Annotated in this window: 20 protein-coding genes; 11 read left to right on the plus strand and 9 right to left on the minus strand. The window is 48.7% G+C overall.

Annotated elements, in window-relative coordinates:
- Nucleotides 1–1227, minus strand: a complete 1227-nt coding sequence (locus tag ACJJI5_RS02900) for a hypothetical protein (protein ID WP_445355469.1) — start codon at nt 1225–1227, stop codon at nt 1–3.
- Between the two features lie 225 nt (nt 1228–1452).
- Here ACJJI5_RS02900 and ACJJI5_RS02905 point away from each other — a divergent pair, with 225 nt between their 5' ends.
- The 6 genes from ACJJI5_RS02905 to ACJJI5_RS02930 are packed head-to-tail and all read left to right on the plus strand — an operon-like array spanning nt 1453 to nt 7445.
- The gene (locus ACJJI5_RS02905) at nt 1453–4068 is read left to right on the plus strand and encodes an HzsA-related protein (protein ID WP_445355470.1); all 2616 of its coding nucleotides are present in this window, start codon (nt 1453–1455) and stop codon (nt 4066–4068) included.
- A 3-nt stretch (nt 4069–4071) separates the two neighbouring features.
- A complete protein-coding gene (locus ACJJI5_RS02910) occupies nt 4072–4947 on the plus strand; it encodes an outer membrane beta-barrel protein (RefSeq protein WP_445355471.1) in 876 nt (291 codons plus the stop codon).
- A complete protein-coding gene (locus tag ACJJI5_RS02915) occupies nt 4917–5570 on the plus strand; it encodes an outer membrane beta-barrel domain-containing protein (protein ID WP_413663673.1) in 654 nt (217 codons plus the stop codon). Before ACJJI5_RS02910 ends, ACJJI5_RS02915 begins: the two co-directional genes overlap by 31 nt.
- A gap of 31 nt (nt 5571–5601) precedes the next feature.
- The gene (locus tag ACJJI5_RS02920) at nt 5602–6078 is read left to right on the plus strand and encodes a TlpA disulfide reductase family protein (protein WP_413663672.1); all 477 of its coding nucleotides are present in this window, start codon (nt 5602–5604) and stop codon (nt 6076–6078) included.
- A gap of 4 nt (nt 6079–6082) precedes the next feature.
- Nucleotides 6083–6298, plus strand: coding sequence for a DUF4266 domain-containing protein (locus tag ACJJI5_RS02925; RefSeq protein WP_413663671.1), 216 nt, complete (start codon nt 6083–6085; stop codon nt 6296–6298).
- Complete coding sequence (locus tag ACJJI5_RS02930) at nt 6234–7445, plus strand: DUF3570 domain-containing protein (protein ID WP_413663670.1); 1212 nt, start codon at nt 6234–6236, stop codon at nt 7443–7445. The genes ACJJI5_RS02925 and ACJJI5_RS02930 overlap by 65 nt, the downstream gene beginning before the upstream one ends.
- An 83-nt stretch (nt 7446–7528) precedes the next feature.
- Here ACJJI5_RS02930 and ACJJI5_RS02935 read toward each other — a convergent pair whose 3' ends face one another.
- Together ACJJI5_RS02935 and ACJJI5_RS02940 are read right to left on the minus strand one after the other, a co-directional pair.
- Nucleotides 7529–7831, minus strand: coding sequence for an antibiotic biosynthesis monooxygenase family protein (locus tag ACJJI5_RS02935; RefSeq protein WP_445355472.1), 303 nt, complete (start codon nt 7829–7831; stop codon nt 7529–7531).
- Nucleotides 7831–8169 carry an NIPSNAP family protein gene (locus ACJJI5_RS02940; protein WP_445355473.1) on the minus strand — a complete coding sequence of 113 codons (339 nt, stop codon included), beginning with the start codon at nt 8167–8169 and terminating at the stop codon, nt 7831–7833. Before ACJJI5_RS02940 ends, ACJJI5_RS02935 begins: the two co-directional genes overlap by 1 nt.
- An 89-nt stretch (nt 8170–8258) precedes the next feature.
- Between ACJJI5_RS02940 and ACJJI5_RS02945 the strand changes: the two genes are divergently transcribed.
- The gene (locus tag ACJJI5_RS02945; protein ID WP_445355474.1) at nt 8259–8951 is read left to right on the plus strand and encodes an ArsR/SmtB family transcription factor; all 693 of its coding nucleotides are present in this window, start codon (nt 8259–8261) and stop codon (nt 8949–8951) included.
- A gap of 8 nt (nt 8952–8959) precedes the next feature.
- On the opposite strand, the gene ACJJI5_RS02950 is transcribed toward ACJJI5_RS02945, so the two are convergent.
- Nucleotides 8960–9550 carry a DUF998 domain-containing protein gene (locus ACJJI5_RS02950; protein WP_444895807.1) on the minus strand — a complete coding sequence of 197 codons (591 nt, stop codon included), beginning with the start codon at nt 9548–9550 and terminating at the stop codon, nt 8960–8962.
- A 258-nt stretch (nt 9551–9808) separates the two neighbouring features.
- Here ACJJI5_RS02950 and ACJJI5_RS02955 point away from each other — a divergent pair, with 258 nt between their 5' ends.
- Together ACJJI5_RS02955 and ACJJI5_RS02960 are read left to right on the plus strand one after the other, a co-directional pair.
- Nucleotides 9809–11197 (plus strand): pyridoxal phosphate-dependent decarboxylase family protein, encoded by a 1389-nt coding sequence (locus ACJJI5_RS02955; protein WP_444895808.1) that lies wholly within the window; start codon nt 9809–9811, stop codon nt 11195–11197.
- A gap of 331 nt (nt 11198–11528) precedes the next feature.
- A complete protein-coding gene (locus ACJJI5_RS02960) occupies nt 11529–12416 on the plus strand; it encodes an alpha/beta fold hydrolase (protein ID WP_444895809.1) in 888 nt (295 codons plus the stop codon).
- A gap of 70 nt (nt 12417–12486) precedes the next feature.
- Here the strand turns inward: ACJJI5_RS02960 and ACJJI5_RS02965 are convergent, their stop codons facing one another.
- Nucleotides 12487–13272: a DUF2884 family protein gene (locus ACJJI5_RS02965; RefSeq protein ID WP_413663664.1), complete on the minus strand. Its 786-nt coding sequence runs from the start codon at nt 13270–13272 to the stop codon at nt 12487–12489.
- A gap of 184 nt (nt 13273–13456) precedes the next feature.
- Between ACJJI5_RS02965 and ACJJI5_RS02970 the strand changes: the two genes are divergently transcribed.
- The gene (locus ACJJI5_RS02970; RefSeq protein WP_445355475.1) at nt 13457–15850 is read left to right on the plus strand and encodes a zinc-dependent metalloprotease; all 2394 of its coding nucleotides are present in this window, start codon (nt 13457–13459) and stop codon (nt 15848–15850) included.
- A gap of 50 nt (nt 15851–15900) precedes the next feature.
- On the opposite strand, the gene ACJJI5_RS02975 is transcribed toward ACJJI5_RS02970, so the two are convergent.
- From ACJJI5_RS02975 to ACJJI5_RS02985, 3 genes are all read right to left on the minus strand, one after another.
- Entirely contained in the window at nt 15901–16737 is an 837-nt protein-coding gene (locus tag ACJJI5_RS02975; protein ID WP_444911721.1) for a transglutaminase domain-containing protein, read from the minus strand.
- Between the two features lie 4 nt (nt 16738–16741).
- Nucleotides 16742–16972, minus strand: a complete 231-nt coding sequence (locus tag ACJJI5_RS02980) for a DUF350 domain-containing protein (protein ID WP_108734840.1) — start codon at nt 16970–16972, stop codon at nt 16742–16744.
- A gap of 317 nt (nt 16973–17289) precedes the next feature.
- Nucleotides 17290–17583 (minus strand): putative quinol monooxygenase, encoded by a 294-nt coding sequence (locus ACJJI5_RS02985; protein WP_282930872.1) that lies wholly within the window; start codon nt 17581–17583, stop codon nt 17290–17292.
- A 201-nt stretch (nt 17584–17784) separates the two neighbouring features.
- On the opposite strand from ACJJI5_RS02985, the gene ACJJI5_RS02990 reads away from it, so the two are divergent.
- Nucleotides 17785–18738 carry a LysR family transcriptional regulator gene (locus ACJJI5_RS02990; protein ID WP_413663661.1) on the plus strand — a complete coding sequence of 318 codons (954 nt, stop codon included), beginning with the start codon at nt 17785–17787 and terminating at the stop codon, nt 18736–18738.
- Between the two features lie 127 nt (nt 18739–18865).
- On the opposite strand, the gene ACJJI5_RS02995 is transcribed toward ACJJI5_RS02990, so the two are convergent.
- Entirely contained in the window at nt 18866–20368 is a 1503-nt protein-coding gene (locus ACJJI5_RS02995) for a S8 family serine peptidase (protein WP_445355476.1), read from the minus strand.
- Between the last annotated feature and the right edge of the window lie 396 nt (nt 20369–20764).

Consider the following 20764-nt stretch of genomic DNA (forward strand, 5'->3'; position numbering starts at 1 on the left):
TTAATCTCCCGCGCAGTAAACCGCAGTATCTGCGTATACCTGCTTAAGTTTGTAGCCGGTATTGCTGAAGTCATCGGTAATAGTTTCGATACGGTTGCGGTCGGTAGAATCTTCCGGCTCGCGCAGACAAACTTGGCGAAACACCTTAGTTACTTGGCATTTGGCAAAAGCTCGGCTGTTAGACAACTCCTCTCCCAGGGATTTGATGCCGTTGCCGTTGCCGGACAAGGTGTCGCTCCAGCCCAGATGCATATTTATGCCCTCGCGCCAGTAGTTAACCCAGCTGTCGTCGGGAATAATAAAACCGTGGGGGAAATTGCCGCTGTTGATCAGGTTTTTGGCCTTAACACGGCTGCCGGTTTCTGGATCTATATCACCGGCTGCGTTGTAATCCAGGGCTCCCTCTTCACCATCGGGATCATTGTCTGCATCGTATACATAGTCGTAGTAAGCGAATGCCTGTGCCATGGGGTCCATGCCGCTGTGGCAACCGATACAGTTATTTTGGAATACCCGACTGTCGCCCCCAGGGCTGCGGCTTACATCCTGGCGAATACGATCCGGTGAGCGGGAAGTATCCTGCACCTGCTCCATGTCGTTACACAGGTGATTGAGCATGGTAAAGCGAAACATGGCGCGATTGGTTCCCGCACTAAAAAAAGCCTTGGCGGCGGCGCGGCTGGTAAGAATGCCGGCGGTGGCATCTGCGGGGAGACCATTGAGAGAGGATTGGGCTTCCTGCACCAGATTGTCCTGCAGGGAATAACCCCCGGCTTCCAGTGTCTCGTAGTGGTCGTTATTTCCCGTGTTGTAGGAGGGCAGGCCAGAAATATCACCGGTGTAGAGAATATTTGCCGAGAGCAGTTGGCGGAAGTCCATATCGTCCCGAACCATGCCGATTACCGTCGCAGTGTAGTCATTTAATGGTTCAAATACGTCCTGCTCCTCATTGGTCCAGGGAGTGGCCAGATTTTTTAGAGTGACATTATAGAAGGCGTCATTCTCCATTGCCGTATACGCCGCAGCGGTGGGATCACCGTTTTCTATATCCTCTGCCATATCCAGCAATACGCTCTCGCTGGGAATGGTTCCGGTGATACGGCTGTGAATTTGGAGAGCCTGGTCCTGCGATGCTGACAGGGCAGAATTACTCCACAAACCTACTCCGAGCAGTGCGGTTACCGTGGTGAGCCGGAGTACACGCGCTCGAGACGAATTATTTTTCATTGGACTATTTTTGTCGGTGAGATCACTGGGATGTGGCAAAGCAGTCTAAAAGCAGATTTCAACAATGTCAGAATGACTTTTAATATTTGCGTCCCAGTTGGCAAACTTTTTGTGCGCAACTTGCGAGAATTAGCCTCAGCGGTCAAAGCCGTATAAAAAAGTTCTTAGGCTAAGAGCACAAAAAAGGCGTGTGCTGCTCGTGCCAAACCCGGGTGGATAACAAAAATGAAATGTTTGCGTGCGCTACCGCTTTTATTATTGGTGGCGGCCTGTAGTGGCGGTGGCAGTTCCAGTGGTGGTGAAGACCAAGCCGAAGATCCCGTGGTGGAAGACTATCCTGTTGCTTTTGTACTTCGTCAATTAAGTAGTGACGATGATGGCAGCCTCCTTCAGGATAATATTTATGAGCCCGCGGAATTTTTTGCCGGAGCCCAACTGATTTTAAAAGACCGTGCAACCGCCAGTGCTGCAGAAACTGTCATTACTGCAAATATATTTGACGGTGATTACGATGTAAAAGACCTGAATACTTCAGCAGATGGCAGCCAGCTTATATTTGCGATGCGGGCACCTGAAATAGAAGACGCTGATGACGATGAGCAGCCTACCTGGAATATTTGGGTATACAACACCGAAACAGAAGAACTCAATCGGGTAATTGAGTCAGATTTAACTGCTGAAGAAGGCCAGGATATCGCTCCCGCTTTTTTACCCGATGGACGCATAATTTTTTCTTCTACCCGCCAGCGGCGCTCCAGAGCTCTTCTACTGGATGACGGTAAACCGCAATTCTCAGCCCTGACTGAAAATCGAGAGGAGCCGGCATTTGTACTCCATGTAATGGAAGCGGACGGGACCGATATCACTCAGATATCGTTTAATCAGAGCCATGATTTAAATCCAGTTGTACTGAGCGATGGACGGATCCTGTTTAATCGCTGGGACAATGCGGCAGGTATCGATAAATTAAGCTTATATACAGTAAATCCAGATGGTTCGGACCTGGCGGTTTATTACGGTTATCACAGTCAAAATACGGGTACAGAAGAGACTGAGGCCGCCTTCAATCGACCGCACGAAATGCCGGATGGCCGCCTTTTGGTAACGTTGCGCGCTCCCTCTGGGCTCACTTATGGTGGCGATCTCGTGACTATCGACGGCATTGTTTATAGCGAAGCCTACAGTGAGCCGGAGCAAAGTGGTGAAATGGTCGGGCAGGCTTCTATCACTGTCGGAGAAGTCACTACCGACGATACTATTTCTCCCCACGGTACTTTTGCTTCCGCATGGCCATTCTACGATGGGACAAGTCGTTTGCTGGTAACCTGGAGTGAATGCCGGGTTATCAATGAAGAAACCGAGCTGCTGGAGACCTGCCCGGATACTCTTGCCGAAGATGAAGAAGTTCAATTGGCGGACCCACTCTACGGCCTGTGGATTTACGATTATATCGCCGGCACCCAGCTTCCTATTGTGGTTGTGGAAGAGGGAGAAATGATATCCGAAGGGGTTACTCTGGAGCCTCGCACTGAACCCACCTATATTCCAGATCCCGTCCCGGGAGTCGATGTCGATGCGGATCTGGTGGAGGAATCTGTCGGAATCCTGGATATTCGCAGTGTTTATGATTTTGATGGTGAAGATATTGCCGGAATCGAAACCTTGGCGGATCCCGCCCAAACCACAGCAGATTTGCGGCCTGCACGATTCCTGAAAATTTCCAAGGCCGTGGGCATTCCCGACGATGATGTTCTGGACTTTGATGGGGCAGCATTTGGCCGCAATGGTAATCAGGGCATGCGTGAAATATTGGGTTATACCCCAATCCAGCCCGACGGCTCCGTAAGGGTAAAAGTTCCCGCAGATATGCCCCTGGCAATTTCCGTTGTCGATGCGGATGGAAAACGCATTTTCGATAGTCATAACAATTGGTTACAGCTACAAGCGGGTGAAGTGCGCAGTTGTAACGGTTGTCATACTAGCGATAGCGAAGCTCCTCATGGCCGCACGGATATGCAGCAGGAATCAGCTTGGGTTGGAGCGCCGACCTCGGCAGCACCATTTGCCAATACTGAGCCCGCGCTACTAGCGGAAATGGGCGAGACTATGGCTCAATTATTGGCCCGGTATATTGGTGAGGCTGAACTTGAAGGAGATCTGCACTTTACCGATTTATGGACTGATCCTGCGGTACGGACTAAGGATGATGAGTTATTGCTTTCATACGGTGATTTGAGTACGGATGCACCGGTGGAATCCACCTGTTTAACAGTGTGGGAAAGTAATTGTCGAATCGTCATTCACTATGAACAACATATTCAGCCGCTCTGGGATTTCCCCCGTGAAGTATTGGATAGTACAGGAGCAGTAATAGCTGATTATACCTGTACAGGCTGTCACTCTCCTGTTGATGCTGCTGGAGCAACTCAAATACCCGATGGGCAATTAGATCTCACAACCTCGGCTTCCTCTGTCAATGATGCTTGGTTTGTTTCCTATTCCGAGCTGGTGGCCGATCGCGCTGAATTGGAGTTATCCAGTGGGGTGCTAACACCGCGGCTTGTACAGGAATTTGATGATAATGGAAATCCTGTTTACGAGGTTGATGAGGATGGTGAATTAGTTCTCGACAGTAACGGTGATCCGATTCCGGTAATGGTTACCGTCAATATTTCCTCTCCCTTGACGAGCTCTGCTCTTGAGAGCTCGTTTTTTTCCATCTTTGAAAATGGTGGCGCACACCAAGGGTACTTAGAAGATGCCGAGTTGCGCTTGATTGCCGAGTGGTTTGATATTGGCGCTCAATACTATAACGATCCTTTTGCGGCGCCGGCAGATTAAAGCATGTTGAAGTTACACCAAAATTCTATTGGCAGTTTCGCGGCACTTGTATTGCTGCTACTTTTTTCTGGGCAGGCTTCTTCTGAACAAACTTTGATGGAATCTGATTCTTCAGATGATACCTCACAAGAAGAATTGGTTGAGACTGAGACTGAGACTGAGACTGAGACTGAGACTGAGACTGAGAAAAAATATAAAGGCCTTGAGGATGCAGAGCCGGTTACAGTCGGTAATGCATTTATTAATATTTACCGAGGCCCGGGGCGCGGTTACCCGATATTCTATGTCGCTGAGTATGGTGAACAAATTTGGCTGCTTAAACGCCGCACCGACTGGGTAAAAGTGCTTACTTCACGCAATAAAAGTGGCTGGGTAAAAGTTGACGACTTACGTGAAATCTACGGAGAAAATGGAGAAATTGTTCGAGTTCCCTTGCCGGATTTTTCTGATGTTGACGACGGTTACTTTTACCTAGGTTTGAATTACGGTGATTTTGCTGGAGCGGACTCCCTGGGAATTAGCCTGGGCTACCAATTTACTGCCAATCTAGCTACTGAAATACGTGCAACCCAGGCGGTAGGTTCCTATTCAGACAGCCAAGTCTATCAGGTGGCAATGGTCCACCAGCCATTTCCACGTTGGAAAATATCCCCTTATTTTGTTTTGGGAGCCGGGATAAATGTTACCTCTCCAAACGCAACTATCGTTGCCACCGAAGATCGGCAAGATACAACGATGTTGGCGGGCGTAGGGTTGCGTACTTACTTATCGCGCCGTTTTGCCATCAGGGCTGAATACACAAATCACTACTTGCTTACTACGCAGGAAAATAATCAGGAGATAGTCGAGTGGAAACTTGGTTTCGACGTATATCTGTAGGCTCTGCGGCGCTTTCCGCACTGGTGGGGACCCAGGTATGCAGTGCTCAGCAGGATGATGAAGTACTTGCGGATATTGTCGCACCTGAATTGGAGCGGCGAGAGATACGTGACGCCCTGATAGATAGTGAAAATATAGAAATTGGTTTGTTTGCTGGTGTTATCAATGTCGAGGATTTTGGCTCAAATTCCCTGTACGGTACTTCAGCGGCCTACCATATCAGCGAAGATTTTTTTATTGAGGCCACCTATGCCCAGACTGAGTTGGGAGAATCCAGCTTTGAAAGATTGAGCGGTGCAGCACCGCTGTTGACTGATGAGCAGCGTGAACTCAGTTATTACAATACCTCTGTGGGCTGGAATATTTTCCAGGGTGAGTACTTTGTATTTGATGACTGGGCTTTTAATGCCAATTTTTATGTTGCGGGAGGTGTGGGAAATACCTCGTTTGCTGACGAGGAGCACTTCACTTACAACTTTGGTGCAGGAGTGAGAATGCTTGCCAACGATTGGCTCGCAGTGCGCCTGGATGTTCGCGACCATGTTTTTGAACATGAATTATTTGGCGAGGCCCAAGTCACCAATAATCTGTCTGCCCAATTGGGACTTACTATCTTTTTTTAATTGATCATCAAAAAATAACAAGGACTCTTCCATGAAATACCTGGCTGCTTTCCTGACGCTGCTTTTATCGATGTCACAGGCTTCCGCCGCAGAGCCCTCTAAGGATTTTACCTTGAGTTCCAACCAGGGCGGAAATTTGAGGCTTGCAGAGCAGCGCGGCGATGTCATTATGCTGAATTTCTGGGCTTCCTGGTGTGGCCCTTGTCGTCAGGAAATGCCGCTGTTGGATCAGTTACATGCTCGCTATGAAGCCGCTGGCTTCCAGGTTTGGGGAGTCAATGTGGATGCACAGCGTAAGGATGCGGACTCGCTATTAGCGAAAATCCCAGTGGATTTTCCGATTCTTTTTGATAGCAAAGGGGAAGTGAGCAAAATGTATGGTGTTGCCGCTATGCCCAGCACTGTATTTATTGATCGTGATGGCAACGTTCGCTATATCCATAAAGGTTATCGTGATGGGGATGAAGCTGCCTATAAAAAAATGATTAAGGAATTGATTCGGGAGTAGTGTCATGCGTGCACTATTGCTAGTTTGCACTTTCTTGATGAGTACAGGTTGCACTGTTAATCCGTGGATTGCACCCTACGAACGGCAATTTCTTGCGGATCCTATTATGGGCTTTGAGCAGGATCCGGTAGCTGCTCGCTATATGAATCACGTGTATGAAGCTCGCGAAGCTGCGCGTGGAGCTGAAGGAGGCAGTGGAGGTGGATGTGGTTGTAACTAAGCTTCTATCTCGCTGGGGCGGGTTGGCATTTTTGGCACCGCTCGCTGCCGTGGCCGCAGTGCTTCCCGAAGAGCGGGCAGACAATATGTATCACGCCTATAGCGGTGGTGGAGTGACCATTGATGGGCCTTCAGTATTGATTCGCCAGAATGTTGGCAACAATGTTTCCCTGTCTGCCAATTACTATGTGGACATGATTTCCGGGGCCTCTATTGATGTGGAGGCCACGGCCAGTGAGTATTCGGAGCAACGGGATGAGTACTCTTTGGGCGCTGACTACCTGGTGGATAAAACTACGATCAGCGTGGGATACACCAACAGTTCTGAGAATGACTACGAGGCACAAACCGTTGCTTTCGGCATCAGTCAGGGTTTCTTTGGCGACCTAAGTACTATCGACCTGCGGGTTAGTTACGGAAGTGATGATGTGTTCCGCAATGGCGACGATAATTTTGCCGAGGAAGCGCAACACCGTCGCTACGCATTTAGTTGGAATCAGATTCTCACGCAAAAGCTGATTGCAGAGGTGAGTGTCGAAACTGTGTCGGATGAAGGGTATCTCAACAACCCTTATCGTAGTGTTAGGTATCTCGATGAAGCATCTGGAACAGGATTTAGCTATCAGGCCGAGGTTTACCCCAGAACTCGTAACAGTGATGCGGTTGCCCTAAGGGCCAAATATAGATTGCCCTATCGCGCAGCGATTAAAGGGGAGTATCGACACTATGCGGATAGTTGGGGAATCGTTGCAGACAATGTAGAGTTTCGCTATACCCATCCTTGGAAAGAGCAAGACGAGTGGGTTTTTGAAGGAAAGATCCGTTACTATCAGCAGAGTAGTGCAGATTTTTACAGCGACCTTTTTCCCTATCTCAACGCTACCAACTTTCGTGCTCGTGATAAGGAGTTGAGCAATTTCACAACCTTGGCCCTTGGCCTGGGAGTGTCCTATGAGTTGCCACGGCGCTGGTCTCTATTAAATCGCAGGAATACAATTAATCTTTACTGGGATCATATTCTATTTGACTACGATGACTTTCTCGATGTCACAGTACACGGTTCAGCTACATCTATCAGTCCCGGTGACGAACCCGCTTATAGTTTCTCTGCCAATGTAATTCGATTATTTTGGTCGGTCCGTTTTTAGGAATGGGGGCCTCTGCGTTCTGTTTTTCAGTAAAAGAACAAGATGCAGAGGCTTTATAGTTTGAGTCAAATTTGACTGTTGACTTATTGCATAGAATAATCCCGAAGAATTTTTCCAATCCTTATACGATAGTTATCAAATAGTTGTTTTTTGCCTAGGTGTTGTGCATCACAATGTGCCTTGTGATTTTTCCAACTCACTACAGATTCTTCATCCCGCCAAATAGAGAGTGACAATATTTTTTCTGGCTGATTGAGGCTTTGAAATCTCTCGACTGAGATAAATCCATCGAAGCTGGTTAGGTGTTCTTTTAGGTCGGCTGCAACGGCCAGATATTTGTCTTTTCCTGAAGGCTTTGGTGTAACTTCAAATATGACGGCGATCATCAGTGACTTTCCTGTGGGAACTTCAGGTAGGTTTCTGGCACAGCATTTAAAAAGCTTCGCTTCTCTTCAAGAATAAACTTCTCCCTCATCGCAAATTGAAAATTTTCACTGCCCTGAGGAGACTGCTTAAGCAGTTTTCTATATTGTTCATAGTGAGCCAAGCTATCGAAATTAATAATACCAAAGGCCTGAAAGTTGGTGCCCTCAGAAGGTAGAAAATATCCTAATAGTCGTCCGCCACAATTGGGAATGATCTTGCCCCAGTTCTCAGCATACTGCCGGAAAGCATCAAGCTTAAACGGATCGATCTTGTATTCAATAAAACAGGTTACAGTCATCTAAGTTGCCTCTATTCATAATTTGCTGGCATTCTAGATGGTTTAATTTTCTATACTTCGGTGTTCAGCGAACTGTTGCGAGGATAACCATGGAACCTGACATTTCGGTAATATCCAGTTTGATTGGGGATCGGGCGCGCTCAAAAATATTGATGGCGCTTATGAGTGGAAAAGCACTGACAGCAACAGAGTTAGCCTGTGAGGCTGATGTGACTGCTCAGACTGCAAGTAACCATCTTTTCAAGCTGGTAGATAGCAAGCTGCTGATAGTTCGCAAGCAGGGTAGGCACAAGTACTTTCAGCTGGCGAGTCATCAAGTTGCCGAAGCGCTAGAGGCACTGCTCAATCTGAGTAGCACCCTGGTACCTCAAAAAGTTACCACTGGGCCCGCAGATCCAGATTTAAGGAAGTCCCGCATCTGCTATGACCATTTAGCAGGAATGACTGGTGTTCTATTGTACGAGGCCCTCTTGGCTAGTGAGTTGCTCTCCGAGCAATCACAGCAAGTTTCCTTGACTAAAGAGGGTGAAATATTTTTTCAGGAGCGAGGGGCAGCCGTAGCTAGTTTTAAGCAGCGTAAGCGCCCTGTTTGCAAGTCATGCCTAGACTGGAGCGAACGAAAAAGCCACCTTGCAGGCAGCTTGGGTCAATGGATACTCGAAGATGCCTTGGCAAAGCAGTGGGCGGTAAGAAGAGCGGATTCCAGGGCGATTACTTTCTCCCAGAAGGGGCTTTTACTGTTCTCGAAGCGTTATCAGATTGATCACTCCAAGTTGCTATAAATTATTTGTCAGCTCGTTATCAGATTAAAGGAAAGCCCCGTTAACCATATCAACTGTGCTCCATAGCTGAGACGTTGGTGCAGACCGGGGTTGGTTTTTTCTTCGTAGGCTTTTTTTAAGGTAACAGTAAAATAGATAGAAGCGAGCAAGCAGGCTGTACTAAATAGCCTGAATTCTATTGAGAAGTAACTACTGAAAGTACTTAGCAATGGCGCAATGAGTAAAGACAACAACATAAGCATCCCCGCCCAAGAGTGTATCTGGCATTCAAGACTAGGGGTTTTTGTATAGGGATCTGCATCCATAGGAAAGTAACCCGCAATCCAGGTTCCAATACCGTGGATGATAATTAAAACTCCAATGATGGTAAGTACAACTGGGGCCTGTTCAATTTGAATTATATGCAGGCCAAATAAGAAGAATAATATGCCAAGTGGGTAGTTGTTAATGAGGGGGGAGAGCTTCTGGGTTGGGCTTCCAACGGCTCCTAGTTCGCTACAGAATTGTCTTGAATGGCTATAGCCAGAGTATTTTGCTCCTGCCAATGTAACACCTACAACCATCCATACCAGCGAGATAAACCCCAAGTAAGCAAACACTGTATATGCCCCGACTGGTTATGTTGGGGTAGAAGATAGCACCAGATAAAAAGTCCTTTCAAGTTAATCCTTGTCTTCGATCGTGCCAGGTTTATTGCTATTTCAACTTTATCTAAAAGCGATTCTTGCCATAAAGATAGGTGTTTTTGTCCTTATTGTTCGTATCGTTTTAATTATTTTTTTATTAGTTTAAGTCTAATAGAGTAATTAATTTTTTATACTAGATCAGGTACTGGAAAAGGAGTTGAGGGGTCGAAAATGGATAATAATGACAGCAATAATTTTTCTAATGCCATAGAAGTACTATCCCTCGCAGCGCGGTATGCTGAGGAATATGTTTCCGATATTCGCGATCGTCGCGTAAGTCCGTCCGCTTTTGATATTGATCAAATGCAATTTTTTAACAGTGACTTGGCCCGGGCTGGGGAACCGGCAGAGGCTGTTGTCGAGAGCCTGCATCGTTATGGTTCTCCGGCAACAGTTGCCAGTACCGGTGGGCGATTTTTCGGATTGGTGGTAGGTGGGGCTACGCCAGCTTCTATGGGCGCGGCGGTAATGAACGCCGTTTGGGACCAAGTGGCGGTTCTGGAGGCGTCGGCGCCTTCTGCAATTTATCTGGAGCGTATTGCGGCAAACTGGATATTGGAATTGTTAACCTTGCCGATGGAAAGTAGTGTGGGTTTCACCACAGGGTCATCTATGGCCAATATGGTGTGCTTGGCTGCTGCGCGAAATACACTTTATCAAAAATTAAATATCGACCTGGCAAAAAGCGGGCTAACCGGTGCGCCGCCACTGCGTATTGTTGTTTCTGAACAGTCCCATGTCACAGTTCACAAAGCGCTCTCTATTCTTGGATTTGGTATGGATCAGGTGATTAAAGCGCCCTGTGATGAACAGGGGAGGGTACGAGCAGATACTTTTCCCGAGGTTGATGAAACCACCATTATTTGCCTTCAGGCGGGCAACGTAAACTCCGGCAGTTTTGATCCGTTTGCAGACATAATTCCCGAAGCTAAATCCAAAGGTGCCTGGGTACATGTCGACGGTGCCTTTGGTTTGTGGGCAGCGGCATCTCCAGCGAAATCAGTGTTGACTACTGGAGTAGAACAAGCAGATTCCTGGGCTGTAGATGCTCATAAATGGCTAAATACGCCTTATGACTGCGGTTTGGCAATTTGTCGAAAGCCGAGGGCTGTACACAATGTGATGACAACCCAGGCGCCATACTTACAAGTGGGATCGCTGGTGCCCCCCAAGGATATGGTGCCAGAATTCTCACGTCGGGCCAGAGGGGTGGAAGTGTGGGCGGCGATTCAGGAGATGGGCCCGAAGGGAGTAGCGGCGATGATTGATCGCTGCTGTATCCATGCCCAGCATCTGTGCGAAGGCTTGGCAGAAATGGGCTATGAGATCCTTAACGATGTAGTGTTAAACCAGGTGGTGGCAACTATTGGCACTGCGGAAGACATTCAAGAGATAGTCAGGACCATACAGGAGGAGGGCGTTTGCTGGTTTGGAACGACTACCTGGAGAGGAAAAGCGGCCCTGCGTATTAGCGTCTCTTCCTGGGCGACTACCGATAATGATATTGCCCTCACCCTGGATGCTATTTGCCGGGCGACGGAGGCTCAGATGTCCAGATAACCCTTTGTGTGACTTGAAGTACTAGGGGCCTTCTAAAGTAAATAGCACTTAATGTTTACGTCTTTTAGGTCAGGCTGGGGTAGTTGGTGAATTATTTGGAGGCCCTCTTGTTTCCACCTTTGGCGGTAGCAGCCAGTTTCAGTTGCGAGCGCCGTCTATCCTTGTTGAATGGGCGCGGATCTGGGCCATTATTTTCAAGCTTTTGCTTGCGGTATTACTATTTCCGCCAACTCAGCCACTTTTTCAGCACATAAAGGTGAGGGGCTCGGGTAGAACGATGACTTTTTGGCTGGTTTTAATTCTTTTTTTAATTCTACTCTGGCTTCTGTGGATGGCGTTTTGTAGTCCCAGTTTAAGTCGCAATGAGCTACTGAAATTCTCTTTTAATCAACTTACGCTAGCCGGTGGTTTATCCGTTAATTATCGCGAGATGGGGCCAGTTGATGGCGTTAATATACTTTGCCTTCACGGTGGTGGTGATTCACTGAGCGCCTGGAATGCCTGGGCGACAAAATTGGCAGAAAAATATCATGTTATTTTGGTGGACTTACCTGGGCATGGATTGACCGACCCGTTACCAGGAGGCACTTATACACCTAAGCATTTTGCCGATTTTATTGCAGAATTTGTCGCAACCCTGAAACTTAGGGACTTTGTGATCGCTGGCCATTCATTTGGTGGAAATGGGGTCTTACGCTATTTAACAGGACATCCGAATATACCCAAGGCCGCTATTCTTGTCTCTCCCGGTGGTTATAAATGTGGCAAGGGACTGGAAATGCCTGCCGGTATTGCTCGATTTGCCACCAGCCATTCGGGGCGAAAAATGGTTGCGCACATTGGTAGTCGTGGATTATTGAGAAAAATGCTGGCTTCCAAATTTTTCTACAATCCGCAGGCTCTGCCGGGGGAAATGTTGGAACGAATCTATTTGCTTTCCCGCTATGAGAAGAATCGCGGTACAGCGATCAATTTGGTTGCTAATGCCACAATCAATTTCCAGCCGTTGCCGGACTTGGAGACTATTAAAATTCCAGTTTTATTTATCTGGGGGGCAGAAGATCAAATTATTCCCTTGTCCGTAGGAAAGTATTTCTCTGACAAGTTGCCTAATGGAGAGTTAATTGTGTATCAGAAGATGGGGCATATGTCCCATGTCGAAAATGCTGAACAAAGTGTCACCGACGCAATGGAGTTTTTGCAGCGTCAGGGGCTGTGACAATACTGTGGAAAATTTAAAAAAGAGGCCGCAGTGCGGCCGAGTTTGGGGGGATGAAAATCAAGAGCGCCTAATTGATGACAACCAGGCCGGCTTTCACTATGTCGTAGTGACTGAGTTCTGGTACCTGCTGATGTAGGTCGCTTTCCAGTCGATCGATGGATTCCAGTTGTGTACACAAGCGGTTTGCAGACTGCTCAATACTCTTACCGCGCTGTTCCAGTAAGCGCTCCGCCTCTTCAGTGGCCTGTTCTTCAATGCTTTCTCCGCCGGTAAAGGCAGCTTTGAAGGCATGCCAGGCAATAGTTCCCGCGGACTCCATAGCGAGGCGTTCGATACGGGGTTCAAACTCTTCAGAGATGGTTTTCTCTATATAGTTACCCATTTCCTCGTTTCCCAGCTGGTAGATCTCGCCCTCTCGATTGAGGCGGTCCTCAGTGCGCTGGATCAGGTCGGCGGAAAACTGTTGGAGTTCGAGGATATCCGGGTGGTCCGGCCCGGCGAGGGTGCTGATGGCAATGGATAGGCCATCCATTGCAATATCGACCGCCTCAAGGGTGAGTACCAGTGTGTCGCGACCGGCGATGTGTAGCTGTTGGCGGTATTCCTGAAGTAGTTGCTCCTGCTGAGAATTGAGGGACAGCAACTCACCATCCACTGATAGCTGGTTGGGTAGCTGAAATGTCACCAGTTTTCCGTCTTCCCCATCGACGGTAAAGAAGTCCGGGCCTACTTCAATAGCGTAATTCGTAGACACTGTGCAGGTGCTGGTATCGACATGAAAAGAATCGTGGGCCATTGCCTGGGTACTGATACCGAGGCCTATCAAGGTTGAAAGTGCGATTGGCTTCCACATATGCCGGTTTCCTATTGTGTGTCTTTTCAATGTGACGCGCCTGAGTAGCCGAACAGATGCAGGCAGCTAGAAATATTCTTCATTTTTTCCTGACGCAGGCCCGGGGAGTGATGGCCAGGCGTGGATGTTCCAGCGGGTATTCTGTATTTTTAGCCCATAACACTTAATAAATTGAGGGTATTCAATGTTCATAAGCAGGCACATTGCCGCACTGTGCTTCTTGATAGTCAGCACAATGGCACAGGCCGGGAGCATCGCGGAGTACACCGCAGGCATGCATAGGCACAGCGGCTTCCACGACTTTTACTGGGACGAGGCTAACGGCCGGGTGTTGTTGGAGATCGATGAGTTTGAGCGCGAGCTGCTCTTGCTCACCGGGCTGGCCCAGGGACTGGGTTCAAACCCGGTGGGCCTGGATCGCAACCAGGTGGGTGAGAGCCGCTTGGTGAAGTTCCAGCAGTCGGGTAACAAGGTATTACTGCATCAGGTGAACCTGAAATACCGTGCCCAATCAGCAAATGCGGCTGAGCGCCGCGCGGTTGAGGAAGCTTTCGCTTCGTCCGTACTCTGGGGCTTCAAGGTGCTTGCCCAGAGCGATAAGGCGGTACTGGTGGACTTTACGCCCTTCCTGTTGAGCGATCAGCACGGCATTGCTACACGTCTCAAGGGCGCAGAGCAGGGCAGTTACAGTGTGGATAAGAGCAAGTCGGCAGTTTATCTGCCCCGCACAAAAAACTTTCCCAAGAATAGTGAGTTTGAGGCCCAGCTAACTTTTGCTGGATCAGCTCCGGGAAACTATCTGCGCGAAGTGGTTCCGACCCCTACATTGGTGTCCCTGCGCCAGCATATCTCCCTGATTGAATTGCCAGATAACGACTATGAGCCCCGCCGTTTTCACAGCCGCAGTGGCTACTTCCCGTTCGCTTATCGAGATTACGCTACGGCGATTGAAGAGCCTCTGGACCAGCGTTATATCTACCGTCATCGACTGGAGAAGAAGTCGGGTAGCGATGAGGTTGTGGAGCCGATTGTTTACTACGTAGATTCCGGAGTGCCTGAGCCGGTGCGCAGCGCCCTGATCGAAGGGGCGAGCTGGTGGGACCAGGCATTCGCTGCAGCAGGATTTAAAAATGCGTTTCGCGTAGAGATTCTGCCGGAGGGCGTCGATCCTTTGGATGTTCGCTATAACGTGATCAATTGGGTACACCGCTCCACTCGCGGTTGGTCCTACGGTTATTCGGTTTACGATCCCCGCACCGGCGAAATTCTAAAAGGCAATGTTACCTTGGGGTCCCTGCGTGTTCGCCAGGACTTTCTGATTGCTCAAGGGCTTGTACAGCCCTACCGCGGCGACACCGTCAGTACTGAGCAGCTAAAGAATATAGCCCTGGCCCGTATCCGTCAGCTATCCGCTCACGAAGTAGGCCACACCCTGGGGCTGGCGCACAACTTTGCTGCCAGTAGCGAAGAGCGGGCTTCCGTTATGGATTACCCGGCTCCGCTGGTCTCTCTGCTGGGAGGTAAGTTGGACCTGACAGATGCCTACGCCACTGGCATCGGCAGTTGGGATAAGTTGGCGGTTCGCTATGGCTATGGCGAGAGCGATGATGAAAAAAGTTATCTCGACAGTGTTATCGCTGAGGCTGAGGAACTAGAGCTGCGTTTTATTTCAGACCCGGACTCCCGCACCATCAATAATGCTCACGCAGTCTCACACCTTTGGGACAACGGCACCGACCCATTGACGGAATTCCAGCGGATGGTCGACTTGAGGCGTCATGCCCTGGATAGCTTCTCTGCGGCGGCAGCGCCCTTATCCGCGCCCCGCTCTGACCTGGAAGAGACCCTGGTGCCTGTGTACTACGGTCATCGCTACCAGGCGGAGGCTGTGGGCAAATTGATTGGTGGCTTGGACTATGACTATGTCTACAACGGTACCGATCAAAATAGCTATACCCTGGTGCCCGCAGAGCGACAACAGCGGGCAATTGATGCACTGCTGGATACACTTTCGCCGCAGTTTCTCACCTTGCCGGAGCAGGTCTTGCAGCTGATTCCGCCCAAGTCCTATGGCTACGAACGTACTATCGAGAGCTTCCCCTCATATACGGGGGTAGCTTTTGATGGGGTGGCTCTGGCGGAAGCGGCTGCTGGGCATACGCTATCAATCCTGATGGACCCGCAGCGCGCGGCGCGAATGAATCAACAGAGTGCCCGCAGCAGTGAGGTACCGGGGTTTGCTAGCCTATTGCAGCGCTTGAGCGCACTGGCTCTGCAGGGTGAGGGTTATACCGGTCTGCAGGCGAGTGTGCACCAGCGGGTTAATCATGCCTATATCGAGCAGTTGATGTTACTGGCCAGTAATGCAAAGGCAGACGAATCAGTGCGGGCCAAAGCGCATTTGGAGCTGGCAAAACTTCTTCAGGAAATTGGTTCTATGCGGCTGTTTGGCGATGATCCTGAGGGCTATAGTGCGCACTATTACTATGAGGCACAGCGCATCGATGCCTTTAAGCAGGGTAAGCTGGAAGTAAAACCTGGTGCGGTTAAAGCATTGCCGCCAGGGTCTCCGATCTGATCTGAAATGGATAAAAGGGGGTGGCTGTAAACGCTCACCCCCTTTGGGCATTAACCGCGAATAAACTGGGATTTCTTTACCCAGTGATTGCCTCGGTATTGTCGAGTGGGTGTTGGGTTTTTCTTCGCCCAGAAAAAGTGGCGGTTAAACTGAAATTCAGCATCGTAACCCTCCGCCAGCGCTGCCAGGGGCATGGCTTGCCAGCTGGTCTGGCGACGTTTGCTGGTTGCCTCCAGCAGGTACTCTTGATCGTTCAAGATGGCCACTACCCAGGCGTGCCCCTGACCTTTATGGGTTCCGAGTGCCACCCGCGCATCAACTCCCAGTTCAATCAGCCAATCTGCCAGCAAAATAGCGTGGTCTTCACAGTCACCACGCTTTTGGTAATAGGCCTGCCGGGATGTTTGCCAAATGTCTGACAAGCCGGCGTATTGCAGGTGATCGTATTGGTACTCTTTATTCATAGCCAGTGTATAAAGAGGCACCCAAAGCTGTTGAGTCTTAAAGGGCTTGAACCCCACCAGGTAGCTATTGGCAAAGTGATGCTGCTGGTCCAGTCCCCGAGCGGAAGCTGTCGCCGCCTCAATTCCCTGCCAGTTCCACACTGAGACATGAGCGCTCTCTTCCAGTGAGCGTTTGTCGACTACTTGCTGGATGGTTTTTTCTTCCAGAGGATAGCGGGTACCCACTACTCGCACTACACCTTGTTGTGAGTCCACAATACTGGCTAACTGACTGCCGCTGCTACCAAAGCTCCATAAATTATCGGAAAGGGGGATTTCCGGTGTGCTTTTAGTTGGCGGCTCCTGTGTATTAGCTCGCCGTACAAGTTCAGGGGTGATCAGTGCGAGGGAAAGTATCAGTGTGATAGCCAGCCACTTGCGCATAGTGCTATCCCTTGAGGCCAAACGAAATAATGATGGCAACAAATATCAATATGGTTGATGCAAATATAGATACGGCGATATTGCCATTTTTTAGCTCGCCTTCGATATCTACAGAGCGAAGCAGTTTCTTATCAATGGTAATCAGTGCGGTGATACCAATAAATAACGCTAGCAGCGTATAAATTAGGTTAATGCCCAGGTTAAACAGGGTTGCCGTTAAAAATTCCAGTTCCATAAATCCTTCAGGCTAATTATGTTTATTAGTGACTGTTAATGGAATAATTTAAGCATAGGGCCTGATTGAGTGCAAAGGATGACCGACCCAGATAAACCGACAGCTTAATTTACAGGTGATTATCAACCTTAATTGGCAATCCGGACTTGTTGATTAGTATTTTATTTGGCTGGGTTGCAATTGGGGAATAGCTCTAGACGAAGAGTTGCTCCGTCGAAGGGCTTTTACGCTTAATTTACCGGGAAAGCCTTTTGAAGAAGTGTATTTATTAGCTCGGTGTTATCCAGGCGGGAACCTGGATAACACACCGAGTTTGATTAGTTATCAATCTCGGTCATTTCATTCAATACAAACTCTTCAACGGCGCCCTCGGTTGCTTTCATATAGTCTTCCAGGTGCTTATTGTTCATGTGGGTTTGCCACAGATCGCGAGTTTCCCAATTTTCATAAAACAGGAAGTGTGCAGGATTGTCATTGTCTTGATGAAGGTTGTAATTAATGCAACCAGCTTCTGCTCGTGTTGTATTAATGAGTTTTAACAATTCAGATTTCACCAGGTCAATTTTGTCGGCCTTGGCTTTAATGTTGGCAACGATAGTGAGCCTGCTCATGTGAACGCCTCTTTGTTTCAATATGTGTTGGATTAAGGTTTGTACTCTTTTCCTTGATCCTTTCAGAGGAGACCTAGTGAACAGCTTAGCTGCCTCCTGGGTAAGGACTGGGATGTCGAGCTGATGAAGTCATTCTAGATCTAGATTGCATCGCTAGAAACACTATAATCTTTGAATCTTTATCAAAAATATATTGAAAATATGCAGCTTGAAGACTTGAGGGTCATTCTTAAAGTGGCTGAGTTTCGCAGTATCACTGCGGCCGCCGCCAGTCTCGACTTACGCACTGCAACTGCCAGCGCAGCGATCAAGCGTGTGGAGAGCGCGCTGGGAGCGGACTTGTTTATTCGCACAACGCGGCAATTGCGGCTATCCAGTGCTGGGGAAAGGTTTATTCCCAAATGTGAGGAGGCCCTCCTGACTTTGGACCTCGCCCGGCAAAATCTCAAGGAAGACAGCGGTCAGATAGATGGCGAGCTTCGCATAGGTGCATCCTCGGACCTGGGAAGGAACCTCGTAACTCCTTGGTTAGATCAATTGTTGCAGGAGCACCCGGGGCTGAGTCTAAGAGTGAATATCAGTGATAGCCAAGTGGACTTTTACCGGGATCCTGTGGATATCGCGTTGCGCTACGGCCCCCCAGCGGATGCCAACCTGTATGGTTTTAAGATTTGTGACGTGCCCCGTTTATTGTGTGCAACCCCGGCCTACTTACAGGAAAAGGGTTCCCCGAAAACACCGGAGGATCTCTCCGCACATAATGGCCTTTTTTATCAGCTTCACGAGATTGTGCACAATAATTGGGAATTTTTTCGGGGCGAAGAGATATACAAGATACGTATGTCTGGGAACAGGTCGTCAAATGACGGTGACCTGGTGCGACGTTGGTGTACCTCTGGCTATGGACTTGCCATTAAGTCATGTCTGGATATGTCTGCGGATTTACTTTCCGGTCAGGTAGTGGCCACTATGCGAGACTATAAACCCAAGGCGACGGAGCTATGGTTGGTATCTCCGGGGAGGCAGTCAATAACACCGACGGTACGATTAGTGCGCGACACTTTGAGAGAACGGTGTTCGGGCGTTTTAAAGCAGCTGCTCGCTGAGGGATTACTCTCTGAGAGCGATTTCAGTACGGGGGTGGATATATCTTGAGTCCCAAATAGTTTCTTAACCCTGTGGCTATCTATAAAAACTCTCAACAGGTTTTTCTCGGTTCTGGCAAAGGAAAGGGGAGCTTTGCTCCCCTTTCTTGTTTAAGCCCTAGTTAATCCGAATGGGATCAGGAGCCGGAGCAGCCGTAGGTATCCAGGTAGTCATAGGCTGCTTTTGCCTGGACGAGGCCGTAGCCGTAAGCATTATCTCTTCCCGCATCACCGAGATCTTCCGCTGTGGCTGTAAGGGCGTTGCGGATCTCTGTATTGCTACAGTTGGGGAAGTGGCTCCATACCAATGCGGCAACACCGGCAACGTGTGGGGTAGCCATGGAAGTGCCATTGAAATATTCGTAGCTTGTAGCCTCATTTTCCAAATCTACGCTGGCACTCAGCTGCGTGAGTAGAGTTGCACCATCATTGTCAGAAATACCAACCGAGGGAATAGTGGTTACAGTATCGCTCAGGGTTGCGCTGGAGAGTAATCCCTCTTCATTGTTGTAAATAATCGCTCCGATACCACCACCGGACTCACAATTTAAAACTTTCTCCGCAAAGCTGATATTGCCTCGCGCAATCAGGCAAATCTTACCTGCCGCACTGGTGCAAGCGGATTCAGCCGTACCACAGTCTTCCATTGAACCGGTGATTGCACCAGCTGGGGTGCCTGATATTGGGGCTGATTCGATGTCAACACTGCCGACGGTTAAGCTAGAGATTCTGCCAGTATCAGTGGGAACAGAAGATAGAACCTGTACTCCGGGGGCGGAAAGTTCTACCTGGTCAGTCTGCTGAGAGGAGGACCAGATAGCTTTATCGCTATCGATAGCACCGACGGATACAACAGAGGAGTATGAGGCTGGGTAGGAGTGCGCAGTGTTACCGTCGTTTCCGGCTGCCGCGATGGACAGGATTCCCTGACGATTTAGGTTGTTAAAGGTTCGTCTTTCGAGGAAGTTGGCACTTTCACCGCCCAGACTCATATTGATGATGTTGGCACCATTGTCGGCACAAACCTCTGCGGCTGCCATCAGGGAGGAGGAGTAGGCCCAGCCGTCGCCATCAAACACTTTTACAATATGCAGGTTAATATTACTGCTGGGCATCACGCCAACGACACCAGTACCATTATTCATCGCAGCGATAGTGCCGGCCACATGGGTACCGTGACCGCTTTGATCTTCATACCAGTTACCTGCGCCGCTTGGGTCACTGGTACCAGTGACGGCGTTTCCGGATAAATCTTCGTGAACCAGGTCGTAGCCGGAATCAATAATACAGACTGTGCGGTTGCCGGCCTGAGTATCACCTAGTTGATCTGCCTGCACCATGGTGATCCCGTAGGGGGTTTCCTGGGACATCGGATACCGCTTAACGTCTTCTTCAATAAAAGCAACATCCGGGTTCGAGCGCATTTCTTTTAGGGTTGTTGCAGACATATGTGCTGCCATCGCATTCTGGCGGCGTATTTCAAGAGCCTGTCTTCCGCCTCTCTTCTTCATAAAAGACTTAACGGATTCGCCTTTTCCCTGCTTGAAAGTCACGATATAACGCTTGTCCTCAGCAGTGGCGTTGCCGGTCACGGCGAGCGCTAAAATGCTGGCTGCAAATACAGACAAGGATTTATTCATTGGATGCTCCTGAAGATTTCTATGTTTATTGTTGCTTTTGTCGACGTTCTAATTTCAAGTTTTTTAGTTGTTGATATTTACTTGAGCGTCGAAGAGGGGAATTTATCAGGCTTTTCTTGTCGTATGAATAATTATTTTTGACTGCTGTTGTTTTTGTTTTCTTATTGAATTTATATTTTGTTTTATTTTTATCTTTTTAAGGATGTTTTTAATTTTTTTTAAGTGTGGTCGTAGCTTTTATTTTTTGTTTGCTAGATTTTTAGGTTGTTTCTATTTCTGTGGGGAGTTATTGGGGTTTTAAAGTTGAAGCTCCGAGAGTCATCTTGATACCTAATAATGGAAATTGTGAGTTGGAGCAAAGAATTCTAGTTTGAATGCAGCATGTCAATTATTGTT

Source organism: Microbulbifer maximicatervae (SeqCode), from assembly GCF_052467955.1.

Bases quoted from the DNA above. Each gene is read 5' to 3' on its own strand.
- ACJJI5_RS02900 (WP_445355469.1), bottom strand. From the start codon at position 1,227: ATGAAAAATAATTCGTCTCGAGCGCGTGTACTCCGGCTCACCACGGTA.
- ACJJI5_RS02965 (WP_413663664.1), bottom strand. From the start codon at position 13,272: ATGTGGAAGCCAATCGCACTTTCAACCTTGATAGGCCTCGGTATCAGT.
- ACJJI5_RS02935 (WP_445355472.1), bottom strand. From the start codon at position 7,831: ATGATCGCCGTCATATTTGAAGTTACACCAAAGCCTTCAGGAAAAGAC.
- ACJJI5_RS02920 (WP_413663672.1), top strand. From the start codon at position 5,602: ATGAAATACCTGGCTGCTTTCCTGACGCTGCTTTTATCGATGTCACAG.
- ACJJI5_RS02910 (WP_445355471.1), top strand. From the start codon at position 4,072: ATGTTGAAGTTACACCAAAATTCTATTGGCAGTTTCGCGGCACTTGTA.
- ACJJI5_RS02980 (WP_108734840.1), bottom strand. From the start codon at position 16,972: ATGGAACTGGAATTTTTAACGGCAACCCTGTTTAACCTGGGCATTAAC.
- ACJJI5_RS02990 (WP_413663661.1), top strand. From the start codon at position 17,785: ATGCAGCTTGAAGACTTGAGGGTCATTCTTAAAGTGGCTGAGTTTCGC.
- ACJJI5_RS02995 (WP_445355476.1), bottom strand. From the start codon at position 20,368: ATGAATAAATCCTTGTCTGTATTTGCAGCCAGCATTTTAGCGCTCGCC.
- ACJJI5_RS02985 (WP_282930872.1), bottom strand. From the start codon at position 17,583: ATGAGCAGGCTCACTATCGTTGCCAACATTAAAGCCAAGGCCGACAAA.
- ACJJI5_RS02905 (WP_445355470.1), top strand. From the start codon at position 1,453: ATGAAATGTTTGCGTGCGCTACCGCTTTTATTATTGGTGGCGGCCTGT.
- ACJJI5_RS02975 (WP_444911721.1), bottom strand. From the start codon at position 16,737: ATGCGCAAGTGGCTGGCTATCACACTGATACTTTCCCTCGCACTGATC.
- ACJJI5_RS02960 (WP_444895809.1), top strand. From the start codon at position 11,529: ATGGCGTTTTGTAGTCCCAGTTTAAGTCGCAATGAGCTACTGAAATTC.
- ACJJI5_RS02930 (WP_413663670.1), top strand. From the start codon at position 6,234: ATGAAGCTCGCGAAGCTGCGCGTGGAGCTGAAGGAGGCAGTGGAGGTG.
- ACJJI5_RS02970 (WP_445355475.1), top strand. From the start codon at position 13,457: ATGTTCATAAGCAGGCACATTGCCGCACTGTGCTTCTTGATAGTCAGC.
- ACJJI5_RS02925 (WP_413663671.1), top strand. From the start codon at position 6,083: ATGCGTGCACTATTGCTAGTTTGCACTTTCTTGATGAGTACAGGTTGC.
- ACJJI5_RS02955 (WP_444895808.1), top strand. From the start codon at position 9,809: ATGGATAATAATGACAGCAATAATTTTTCTAATGCCATAGAAGTACTA.
- ACJJI5_RS02945 (WP_445355474.1), top strand. From the start codon at position 8,259: ATGGAACCTGACATTTCGGTAATATCCAGTTTGATTGGGGATCGGGCG.
- ACJJI5_RS02940 (WP_445355473.1), bottom strand. From the start codon at position 8,169: ATGACTGTAACCTGTTTTATTGAATACAAGATCGATCCGTTTAAGCTT.